General features: G+C 68.5%; 9 protein-coding genes and 2 pseudogenes. 4 read left to right on the top strand and 7 right to left on the bottom strand.

The genetic code is table 11. From position 1 onward, the window contains the following. Positions 1-128 (bottom strand): PLP-dependent transferase (locus A5709_RS27190; protein ID WP_369827253.1); only part of this gene is annotated, 128 nt, incomplete at its 3' end. A 20-nt stretch (positions 129-148) separates the two neighbouring features. Here A5709_RS27190 and A5709_RS04605 point away from each other — a divergent pair. Then, a pseudogene (locus A5709_RS04605) lies at positions 149-1,090 on the top strand (O-succinylhomoserine sulfhydrylase); the annotation flags it as partial. Positions 1,091-1,098: 8 nt separating this feature from the next. Here A5709_RS04605 and A5709_RS04600 read toward each other — a convergent pair. From A5709_RS04600 to A5709_RS04575, 6 genes are all read right to left on the bottom strand, one after another. Continuing rightward, positions 1,099-2,478, bottom strand: a complete 1,380-nt coding sequence (locus A5709_RS04600; RefSeq protein WP_068118278.1) for an NAD(P)/FAD-dependent oxidoreductase — start codon at positions 2,476-2,478, stop codon at positions 1,099-1,101. Positions 2,479-3,161: 683 nt separating this feature from the next. Continuing rightward, the gene (locus A5709_RS04595) at positions 3,162-3,773 is read right to left on the bottom strand and encodes a hypothetical protein (protein ID WP_067944379.1); all 612 of its coding nucleotides are present in this window, start codon (positions 3,771-3,773) and stop codon (positions 3,162-3,164) included. A gap of 4 nt (positions 3,774-3,777) precedes the next feature. Continuing rightward, positions 3,778-4,440 (bottom strand): TetR/AcrR family transcriptional regulator, encoded by a 663-nt coding sequence (locus A5709_RS04590; RefSeq protein ID WP_068118275.1) that lies wholly within the window; start codon positions 4,438-4,440, stop codon positions 3,778-3,780. Then, positions 4,440-5,588 carry an acyl-CoA dehydrogenase family protein gene (locus A5709_RS04585; protein ID WP_068012189.1) on the bottom strand — a complete coding sequence of 383 codons (1,149 nt, stop codon included), beginning with the start codon at positions 5,586-5,588 and terminating at the stop codon, positions 4,440-4,442. Before A5709_RS04585 ends, A5709_RS04590 begins: the two co-directional genes overlap by 1 nt. A 10-nt stretch (positions 5,589-5,598) precedes the next feature. Further along, entirely contained in the window at positions 5,599-6,783 is a 1,185-nt protein-coding gene (locus A5709_RS04580; protein WP_067944371.1) for an acyl-CoA dehydrogenase family protein, read from the bottom strand. A 15-nt stretch (positions 6,784-6,798) separates the two neighbouring features. Then, positions 6,799-7,545 carry an SDR family NAD(P)-dependent oxidoreductase gene (locus A5709_RS04575; protein ID WP_067944369.1) on the bottom strand — a complete coding sequence of 249 codons (747 nt, stop codon included), beginning with the start codon at positions 7,543-7,545 and terminating at the stop codon, positions 6,799-6,801. A gap of 68 nt (positions 7,546-7,613) precedes the next feature. Here A5709_RS04575 and A5709_RS04570 point away from each other — a divergent pair, with 68 nt between their 5' ends. The 3 genes and pseudogenes from A5709_RS04570 to A5709_RS04560 form a co-directional block, all read left to right on the top strand. Continuing rightward, positions 7,614-7,976 carry a DUF3054 domain-containing protein gene (locus tag A5709_RS04570; protein WP_197501093.1) on the top strand — a complete coding sequence of 121 codons (363 nt, stop codon included), beginning with the start codon at positions 7,614-7,616 and terminating at the stop codon, positions 7,974-7,976. 5 nt (positions 7,977-7,981) lie between these two features. After that, complete coding sequence (locus A5709_RS04565; protein ID WP_068012190.1) at positions 7,982-8,854, top strand: SAM-dependent methyltransferase; 873 nt, start codon at positions 7,982-7,984, stop codon at positions 8,852-8,854. 180 nt (positions 8,855-9,034) lie between these two features. After that, a pseudogene (locus tag A5709_RS04560) lies at positions 9,035-10,267 on the top strand (MMPL family transporter); the annotation flags it as partial. Positions 10,268-10,411: the final 144 nt, after the last annotated feature.

Below are 10,411 nucleotides of genomic sequence, written 5' to 3'. Positions count from 1 at the left end.
CGCGCCGCGACCAGCCGGTCCCCGGCGGCCAGCAGCGCGCCCAGCGCGGTGAACACCGCCGCCATTCCGCTCGCGGTGGCGAACGCCGCGGGGGCGCCCTCGATCAGGCGCAACCGCTCCTCGAACATCGTCACGGTCGGGTTCCCGTACCGCGAGCGGAATGGCGGCGGTGTTCACCGCGCTGGGCGCGCTGCTGGCCGCCGGGGACCGGCTGGTCGCGGCGCGCAGCCTGTTCGGGTCGTGCTTCGTGGTGTGCAACGAGATCCTGCCGCGCTGGGGCGTCGAGACCGTCTTCGTGGACGGCGACGACCTCGCGCAGTGGGAGGAGGCGCTGTCCGTGCCCACCGCGGCGGTGTTCTTCGAGACGCCGTCGAACCCGATGCAGTCGCTGGTGGACATCGCCGCGGTGGTCGAGCTCGCCCACGCCGCAGGCGCAAAGGTGGTGTTGGACAACGTCTTCGCCACCCCGCTGCTGCAGCAGGGCATTCCCCTCGGGGTCGACGTGGTGGTGTACTCGGGCACCAAGCACATCGACGGTCAGGGCCGGGTGCTGGGCGGCGCCATCCTCGGCGACAAGGAGTACATCGACGGCCCGGTGCAGAAGCTGATGCGGCACACCGGACCGGCGCTGAGCGCGTTCAACGCCTGGGTGTTGGTGAAAGGCCTTGAGACGCTGGCGATCCGGGTCGAGCACAGCAACTCCTCGGCGCACCGGATCGCAGAATTCCTGGAGACCCATCCCGCGGTGAGCTGGGTCCGCTACCCGTATCTGCCGTCGCACCCGCAATACGAGCTGGCCAAGCGGCAGATGTCCGGCGGCGGCACGGTGATCACCTTCGCCCTCGACTGCCCCGACGACAAGGCCAAGCAACGGGCCTTCGAGGTGCTGGACAAGTTGCGGCTGATCGACATCTCCAACAACCTGGGCGACGCCAAATCCCTGGTCACACACCCCGCCACCACCACCCACCGGGCGATGGGCCCGGAGGGCCGCGCCGCCATCGGCCTCGGCGACGGCGTGGTCCGGATCTCGGTCGGGCTGGAGGGCACCGACGACCTGATCGCCGACATCGACCAGGCTCTGAGCTAGCCGAAGAGCTAGCCGGCCTGTTTCTCGGCGGCCTCGATGCGTTCGGCCGCCGCCAGCGTCCCCTCTTGGGCCTGCCGCTCCACCCAGTCCACCACCGGCCGGGCGTACATCATCTGGCTGGTGATGGCCATCTGGCCGCGGGTGCGGCCCAGGAAGGAGATGCCCCAGGAGAACATGGCGGCGATGCGGTTGCGGAAGCCGACCAGATACAACAGGTGCAGCAGCAGCCAGGCCAGCCAGGCGATGAAGCCGCCGAACTCGAGCTTGCCGACCTTCGCGACGGCGCTGTACCGGGAGATCAGGGCCATGCTGCCCTTGTCGAAGTACTTGAACGGCTTGCGGTTGGCCGGATCGTCGTGGCCCTTCACCGCCTGCTTGATCAGATCGGTGACGTATTTCGCGCCCTGGATCGCGCCCTGGGCCATGCCCGGTACGCCGGGGACCGACATCAGGTCGCCGATGACGAACACGTACGGGTGCCCCTTGACGGTGAGGTCGGGTTCGACGATGACCCGTCCGGCGCGGTCCGTCTCGGTGCCGTCGGACTGTTCGGCGACCATTTTGCCCAGACCGCTGGCCTGCACGCCCGCGGCCCACACCTTGCACGCGCATTCGATGCGGCGCTCGCTGCCGTCGGCGTCTTTGACGGTGATGCCCATGTAGTCGACCGCGGTCACCATCGCGTTGAGCTGGATCTCGACGTCCATCTTCTGCAGCCGGCGTTGCGCCTTGAGGCCCAGCTTCTCACCCATCGGCGGCAATACCGCGGGCGCCGCGTCGAGCAGGATGACCCGGCATTCGCTGGGGGTGATCGTCCGGAAGGCCCCGGCCAGGGTGCGCTCGGCGAGCTGGACGATCTCGCCGGCCAGCTCGACCCCGGTCGGCCCGGCGCCGACCACCACGAACGTCAGGCGGCGTTGCCGCTCGTCCGGGTCGGTGGCGACCTCGGCGGCCTCGAACGCGCCGAGGATGCGGGCCCGCAGCTCGAGGGCGTCGTCGACGCTCTTCATGCCGGGCGCGAATGCGGCGTACTCGTCGTGGCCGAAATAGGACTGCTGCGCGCCGGCGGCCACGATCAGGCTGTCGAAGGGCGTCACCGTCTGCATGCCCATCAGGTGTGATGTCACGGTCTTCGCCGTCAGGTCGATGCCGCTGACCTCGCCCCACAGCACCCGGACGTTTTTCTGTCGGCGCAGGATCAGCCGGGTGGTCGGGGCGATGTCGCCTTCGGACAGGATGCCGGTGGCCACCTGGTACAGCAGCGGCTGGAAAAGGTGGGTGGTCGTCCTCGAGATCAACGTGACGTCCACGTCGGCCCGCTTCAGGGCCTTGGCCGCGTTCAAACCGCCGAATCCGCTTCCGATGATGACGACGCGATGACGCGACATGCTTACCCCTTATTGGCCTTGTCGTTCTGGTCGCATGCTGTTTGCAACGCATGTCCACCGTACGACTAGGACACCTCGGGCGTCACGGCGAGGCGCAGATCGGCACGGGCGCCCGCAGATCCGGCTGTCGCACAGGACAATCCGGGTGAACGCAGCGGTACGGCAAGGGATCGCCCGCCCTGGGGGGTGGACGATCCCTTGCCGAAGTCGCGGATATGGCCTGCTGTTACTGGCAGGTCAGGGACGGACCGCAATCGATTGTTATCGGCGTCGTACAAGCCGAAGCCGCGCAGACGGTGAATCCGAGCATCGCTGCGAGAATGATCTTGCCGGTCAATCGTGACATAACACCAACCCCGTTCATGGATGGAAATTTCCCTTGTTTGCCCGATCGCCCGATTACCCGATGGCGGGAGTCTACGACGTCTTTTCCGTTGCCACAGTGGATTTCGAAAACCGGCGCGCCGAACTCATCGCCGGAAGTTGCGTGTCCGCGTGACATGTATTGAATTCAATCGGATGGAAGTTTCCGGCGGATCAATGGCGGCCGCGGAGATATTCGAGAATGGTAATCCTACCCTTAGTCTGGCCGGGGTCGGCCGGCCGCAATGGATGCAGGCGCGCCCCTTCGGCGCTGCCCACATCCGGAACAGCCACTCGCGCAGCCCATTTCGGGGTTGCGGCTAGAACGGCCACCCGTTGGAGTTGTCCTTGAACTTGCCGTTGACCGCGGTGCAGAAGTCGTCGGAGGTGCCGGCGAGCAGGACGTAATAAGTCTCGCCGCGGCGGCTCTCGAAGGTGTTGGGCGTGCTCCAGCCGCTGTTGCAGAGCGAGTTCTGCGCGCCGGCCGTGGCCCTGCGCCAATTCGTCTTGGCGCAGGCCGACAGCCCGTCCATGTTGGGCGTCGCGCTCTTGGCCGCGACCACCATCGCGCCACCCCATTGCCCATCGCTGCGCCGGTAGGCGCGCGCCCCGAACCCGGCGTTGTTGGTCTGGCATGCCAGCGCCCGGCGCATCAGCGAGAAGGGAGCGGCCAGTTGGGGATTGGCGCTCGCGGCGGCGGCCGTGATGAATTGCGCCGCGTCCGAGCCGTCGGCCTCCTGCACGTTGGGAGTGCCGAAGCTGAACAGCTGCTGCGCGATCCCGGCATTGGTGCCGCCACCGATGATCGGGCCACCGCCGCTGGATGTCATCGGGGGCAGCGCGACGGTGGGGTCGGCGCCGGCGGCCGGCGCCACGACGACGGCGCCCAGCGCGAACGCGGCGGCCATGTTACGGAGCGCGGTGAGTCTCATGGCTTCATTCCAGCACGTGTGCGTAGTCGGCGCGACGGTCGTCGCGCACCAATGCGTGCAGCAGGTGGCGGGTCTGCAGCCGGATGTACTCGTCGCGGGTGTAGGCCGGGCCGAAATGCCAGTGCTTGAGCGCCCAGCCGTGGGCGAGCAGCATGATGTCGAACACGGTGAGGTCGACGTCGACATCGCGGAAGACGCCCGCGGCGATACCGGCTTCGATGACCGCGCGCAGGGGTGCCGCGGTAGCGATTTCGAGTTCCTTGATCCTGGCCCGGTCGGCCGGCGCCAGTGTCCGGCTCTCCCGATAGGTCAGCACCACGCCGTCGAGGTTCTCGTCCACGATCTGGATGTAGCGGCCGATGCCTGCGGCCAGTTGGTCGACGACGTCGTCGCCGGCGGCGGCCATCACGGGCGCCAGCTGGTCGCGGAACACGTCGAGGATCCGCACGATCGTGGCCAGCAGCAGGTCCTCCTTGCCGCCGAAGTAGGTGTAGATTAGGCCGACGCTGACCTTGGCCTCGGCGGCCAGATCCTGCATGGACATCTGGTGGAAGCCGTGCCTTCCCATCACCTTGACCGCGGCGTCGAGCACCTGGCGGCGCCGCGCGCTGGCCCGGGCCGCGCGGACGGCCTCCTCGACGGGCAGGGCGCCATAGTCAACGGCCATCAGATGCCCAGGTCCTTGGCGACGATCGTCTTCATGATCTCGTTGGTCCCGCCGTAGATCGTCTGGATGCGGGCGTCGACGAACGCGCGCGCCACGGCGTACTCGCGCATGTAGCCGTAGCCGCCGTGCAGCTGCAGGCAGCGGTCGGCGGTTCGCACCTGCAGGTCGGTGGTCCACCATTTCAGCCGGGCGGCCCGCGCCGCGGTCAGCTCGCCGGCGAGGTGCTGGGCCAGGCAGTCGTCGAGATAGGTTCGGGCGACGTCGATTTCGGTCGCCACCTCGGCGAGAACGAATTGGCTGTGCTGGAAGCCGGCGATCGGCGTGCCGAACGCCCGGCGTCCGCGCACGTACTCCAGCGTCTCGCCCAGGATGGCCTCGGCGGCGGCCACCGCCCCCACCCCCAGCGCAAGGCGCTCCTGGGGCAGGTTCTGCATCAGTTGGTAGAAGCCGGCGCCCTCTTCCCCGAGCAGATTGGCGACCGGCACCCGCATGTCGGTGAACGTCAGCTCGCTGGTGTCCTGGGCGTGCAGGCCGATCTTGTCCAGGTTGCGGCCCCGGGAGAAGCCCGGGGTGTCGGCGTCCACCACCAGCAGCGACAGGCCTTTGTGGCGATCGGGTGACGTCCGCACCGCGACGACGAACAGGTCGCCGCATTGGCCGTTGGAGATGAACGTCTTGCCGCCGTTGACGACGTAGTGGTCGCCGTCCCGGACCGCCGCGGTGCGGATCCCGGCGAGGTCGCTGCCGGTGCCGGGTTCGGTCATGGCGATGCCCAGCACCGTCTCGCCGGTCACCACGCCGGGCAGCCACCGCCGTCGTTGCTCGGGCGTGGTCAGCTCGGTGAGATAGGGCAGTACCACGTCGTTTTGCAGCGTGAACGCGATGGCCTCTGCCGCCGCGCCGGCCCGCTGCAGTTCGTCGATGACGATCGCGTTGTAGCGAAAGTCGTTGACCCCCGGGCCGCCGAGCTGCTCGGGCACCGAAAAGCCGAGCAGCCCAAGCTTTCCCGCCTCGAGGAACAGCGAGCGGTCCCACTGCCCGCGGGTTTCGGCCCGCTCGTGCGCCGGGACCACCACCCGCTGCACGAACTCGCGGACGAGCGCCCGGAACTGCCGGTGCTCTTCGGCGTACTCCAGCCGTGCGGCCATGTCTTCCCCGTTACCGGAAGGCGTCGCTACCGGTGAACGCCTGGCCCAGGACGAGCTGATGCATCTCGGGGGTGCCTTCGTAGGTGAGCACCGACTCCAGGTTGACCATGTGCCGGATGACCGGGTACTCGAGCGATATGCCGTTGCCGCCCAGGATGGTTCGAGCCGTCCGGCAGATCTTGATGGCCTCCCGGGTGTTGTTCAGCTTGCCGAAGCTGACCTGCTCGGGACGCAGCCCGACGCTGTCCTTGAGGCGGCCCAGTTGCAGCGAGAGCAGCTGGCCCTTGTGCAACTCGACCGCCATGTCGACGAGCTTTGCCTGGGTCAACTGGAATCCGGCGATCGGGCGCCCGAACTGGGTGCGCTGGGTGGCGTAGTCGAGCGCGGCCTGCCAGGCCGACCGCGCCGCGCCCATGGCACCCCAGATGATTCCGTAGCGCGCCTCGGACAGACAGGACAGCGGCCCCCGCAGGCCCTTCGCCTCGGGCAGCATCGCCTCGGCGGGCACCCGCACGTCGTCGAGCACCAGCTCGCTGGTGATCGAGGCCCGCAGCGACAGCTTGTGGTGGATGGTGTTGGCGGTGAATCCCGGTGTCCTGGTGGGCACCAGGAAGCCGCGGATCCCCTCGTCGGTGGCGGCCCACACGACCGCGACGTCGGCGACCGAGCCGTTGGTGATCCACAGCTTCCGGCCGTTGAGGACCCAATCGGAACCGTCGCGTCGCGCACGGGTTTTCATCGCGGCGGGATCGGATCCCACATCGGGTTCGGTCAGCCCGAAACACCCCAGCAGTTCGCCGGTCGCCATACCGGGCAGCCACTCCTGCTTTTGCTCCTCGGACCCGAAGTTCCAGATCGCGAACATCGCCAGCGATCCCTGCACGGAGACCATCGACCGCAGTCCGGAGTCGGCGGCCTCGAGCTCCACGCACGCCAGGCCGTAGTGCACCGCGGAGGCCCCGCCGCACCCGTACCCCTCCAGGTGCATCCCCAGCAGGCCGAGCTGGCCGAATCCTTTGGCGAGTTCGCGCACCGGCAGGTCGCCGATCTCGAACCACTCCGCGACGTAGGGCAGGACGTGCTCGGCACAGAACTCCCTGACGGTGGCGCGCACCGCGAGCTCGTCGTCGGACAGCGAGGCGTCCAGGCCCAGCGGATCGTCGCGGTCGAAGGCCGGCGGCTTCTTGTTAGTCATGAACCCACCCTGCCACTAACCGGCCATCGTCAGGCCACCGCTGACGCTGATCACCTGTCCGGTGATGAACGACGCCGCGGGCGACGCGAAGAACTGCACGGCCGCGGCGACCTCCTCGGGTCGTGCCAGGCGGCGAAACGGAATGGCTTTGACCAGCGCTTCTTTCAGCTTCTCGGGCTGGGCGTGGAACAGCGGCGTGTCGGTCGGGCCCGGGCACACGCAGTTGACCGTGATCTGATGGCGGGCCATCTCCCGGGCCAGCGACTTCGTCAGCGCGATCACCCCGCCCTTGGCGCCGGCGTAGATGGATTCCCCGGCGCTTCCCACCCGGCCCGCGTCGCTGGCGACGTTGACGACGCGCCCGCCGGCGTGTGTCTCGATCATTCCCGGCAGGAACGCGGCGCAGATGTGCACCGGCCCCAGGTAGTTGATCGCCACCACCTTGGCGGCGAATTCCGGTGTGGCATTGAGGAATTGATCGGTGCGATCCCATCCCGCGGCGTTGACGACGATGTCGGGCACGCCGGCATCGCCGTGCGTCGCGTCCCGCAGGGCATCGACCTGGGCCGGGTCGGCGACGTCCACCGGCAGCGCGGTGATCAGACCGGGGTGCTCCCGAGCGGTGGCCGCGCCGGCGGCCTCGTCGAGGTCGGCGGCGATCACCCGGTCGCCCTGTGCGGCGAACGCCAGCGCGATCGCCTTGCCGATGCCCGAACCGGCGCCGGTCACCACGGCCAGGCGGCCTTGTGAATGTGCGTTCATTGCCGACGAACCTAGGTTCAGCCCGGCGGCAGGGTCAAGCCCGGCGTTGCGCCCGGTACTCTCGCTGCATGCGACGGCTCCTGTGGCTGGCCATGGATGTCATCGGTGTGCTGGTGTTCTGCGCCGCCGGGCGTCGCAGCCACGACGAAGGGCTCGACCTCGCCGGCGTCGCGGCGACCGCGTGGCCGTTTCTCACCGGAACCGTCGCGGGTTGGCTGGCATCCCGCGCCTGGCGGCGCCCCACCGAGGTGGCGCCGACCGGGGTGGTCGTCTGGCTGTGCACCGTCGTCGTCGGCATGGTGTTGCGCAAGGCCAGTTCCGCCGGCGTCGCGGCCAGTTTCGTGGTGGTGGCGGCCTCGGTCACCGCGTTGTTGTTGCTCGGCTGGCGGGCGGTCGCCGGCCTGGCCCTGCGGCGCCGGTCCGGCGTGTAGCGCCCATGGCAGCGACGACGGGCGTGGCGGTGACCGCGGCATTCGCGGCCGCCGCGCGGGCCATCGCCACCAACAAGGGGACGCTGGACGATCCGTTCGCCGAACCGTTGGTGCGGGCCGCCGGGGTCGACCACTTCGTGCGGATGATCGACGACGACCGGTTCGGCGCGGATGACGCCGACGGGCCGCGGTTCCCGGACTTCTGCGCGGCGCACACCCGGTTCGTCGACGAGTTCGTCGCCGACGCGGGCAGGGCGGGCCTTCGCCAGGTGGTGATCCTGGCGTCGGGCCTGGACACCCGGCCGTACCGGCTGTGGTGGCCGCCGGGGACAACCGTTTACGAGATCGACCGGCCCGAGGTGCTCGACTTCAAATCCGATGCGCTGCGCGAACTGGGCGCCGAGCTGACGGCGAGCCGGCGGGCCGTTGGCGTCGCCCTGCACCAGGATTGGCCGGCCGCCCTGCGGCGGGTCGGCTTCGACGCCACCGCGCCCGCGGCGTGGATCGCCGAGCAGCTGCTGATCGGGTATCTGACTCCGGCCGTGCAGGACCACGTGCTGCAGGGCGTCACCGCGATGAGCGCCGCGGGCAGCCGGTTCGCCGCCGACCACATGCCCATCTGGACGCCGTTGCAGCTGGAGGCGGAGCGGTCGTTTGTGGATGGCTTGCGCCAGAACGGGGTGGACGTCGACCTGGCCAGCCTGACCCATCCGGGGCAATACCATTACGTGCCGGAGTATCTGACCGCCCGCGGTTGGACGACGGTGCAGCGCAACGTCACCGAGCTGCTCGGGGCGGTGGGACTGCCGGTCAGGAGGCGCCATCGCCCCGGCGACACGGAGTTCGTGCCCGAATACCTCACCGCCACGCGGGCATAACCACAGCTCGTCCTATCTTTAAGTTCGTTAACGTTTAATTAACTTAAATCCGTTGGCCGAATCCTTGAACCCGATCCGCCCTAACGTCGTACCCGCTTTATGAAGCGCGATAAGGGGGGAAAGAGGATTTGACCCAGACCGATCGGGGGGATCGACAGCTAATCATCCCGGAGGATGCGCATGCTATCGCGACTGGCCCTGATCGCCATCGCCGCTCCGCGACGCGTGATCGCAAGCGCGATGTTCCTGGCGGTTCTTGCCGCCGTCTTCGGTATCCCGGCCGCAGCCACCCTGCCCGGCGGCGGATTTCTCGACCAGACGGCCGAATCCGCTCGTGCCACAGCGGTTCTGGCTGAGAAGTTCCATCAGGGCGACATGGAGATGACACTGCTGGTCCGCTCGCAGAGCGGCGTCACCCAAGGACTCGCCAGGACGGTCGGCGTGGACATCGTCCGGCAACTGGCCCAGTCGCCGTTCGTCGCGCAGGTGGCGTCGCCGTGGGATGCGCCCCAGCCGGGGTTGGTCAGCGGCGACGGCAAGTCCGCGCTGATTGTCGCCGCCCTCAACGGTGGGGAAGGCAGCGCACCCAGGCATGCCCGGGAGCTCGCGGACCGGCTGGTGCGCGATCGCGACGGCGTGACCGTGCAAGCCGGAGGCATGGCGATCACCTACGAAGAGCTCAACCGGCAGACCCAAAATGACCTGCTGCGAATGGAATCCGTTGCGATCCCGTTGAGTTTCGCCGCGCTGGTGTGGGTGTTCGGTGGCTTGCTGGCCGCGGCGCTGCCGATCCTCGTCGGCGGCTTCGCGATCCTGGGTTCGCTCGCGGTGCTGCGCGCGGTCGCGCTGGTCGCCGACGTGTCCATCTTCGCGGTGAACGTGGCGGTGGCGTTGGCGCTGGCGCTGGGCATCGACTACACGCTGCTGATCATCAGCCGTTACCGCGACGAACTGGCCGACGGGCTGCCCCCCGCCGAAGCCCTCCCGCGCACCATGGCCACGGCCGGACGCACCGTGCTGTTCTCCGCCCTGACGGTGGCCCTCGCACTGGCCGCCCTGGTGATATTCCCGATGTACTTCCTGAGGTCATTCGCCTATGCCGGCGTCGCGGTGGTGGCTTTCGCGGCCCTGGCCGCGATGGTGGTCGCACCCGCGGTGATCGTCTTACTGGGCGACCGGCTCGACGCACTCAACGTTTGGGACTTGGGCCGCAAGATCTTTCGCCGTCCGCAAGCACCCCCGGCGACCATCGAGCACACCTTTTGGTACCGAACGGCCAAGCTGGCCATGCGTCGCGCGGTCCCGATCGGCCTGGCGATCATCGCCCTCCTGCTCGCGTTGGGCGCGCCATTCCTCGGCATCAAATGGGGCTATCCCGACGATCGGGTGCTGCCGGCGTCGTCGTCGGCGCGGGGGATGACGACCCGCACCCTGGTTTCCGACTCGGCACCGAAGTCATGCCGGACCCGGTCGCTCACGGCCCGCGCCGACGACGACGCCGGCAGCACCCGATCGTCGGGATAGCCCCAATTGATGCCGAGGAATGGCGCGCCCAAC

The organism is Mycobacterium sp. E1386 (assembly GCF_001672745.1).
Taxonomy (GTDB): domain Bacteria; phylum Actinomycetota; class Actinomycetes; order Mycobacteriales; family Mycobacteriaceae; genus Mycobacterium.
This window is presented reverse-complemented; position numbering and strand designations above follow the sequence as displayed.

Coding starts and splice junctions, on each gene's coding strand:
- A5709_RS04595 (WP_067944379.1), bottom strand. CDS start 3,773: ATGAGACTCACCGCGCTCCGTAACATGGCCGCCGCGTTCGCGCTGGGC.
- A5709_RS04570 (WP_197501093.1), top strand. CDS start 7,614: ATGCGACGGCTCCTGTGGCTGGCCATGGATGTCATCGGTGTGCTGGTG.
- A5709_RS04565 (WP_068012190.1), top strand. CDS start 7,982: ATGGCAGCGACGACGGGCGTGGCGGTGACCGCGGCATTCGCGGCCGCC.
- A5709_RS04585 (WP_068012189.1), bottom strand. CDS start 5,588: ATGGCCGCACGGCTGGAGTACGCCGAAGAGCACCGGCAGTTCCGGGCG.
- A5709_RS04590 (WP_068118275.1), bottom strand. CDS start 4,440: ATGGCCGTTGACTATGGCGCCCTGCCCGTCGAGGAGGCCGTCCGCGCG.
- A5709_RS04575 (WP_067944369.1), bottom strand. CDS start 7,545: ATGAACGCACATTCACAAGGCCGCCTGGCCGTGGTGACCGGCGCCGGT.
- A5709_RS04580 (WP_067944371.1), bottom strand. CDS start 6,783: ATGACTAACAAGAAGCCGCCGGCCTTCGACCGCGACGATCCGCTGGGC.
- A5709_RS04600 (WP_068118278.1), bottom strand. CDS start 2,478: ATGTCGCGTCATCGCGTCGTCATCATCGGAAGCGGATTCGGCGGTTTG.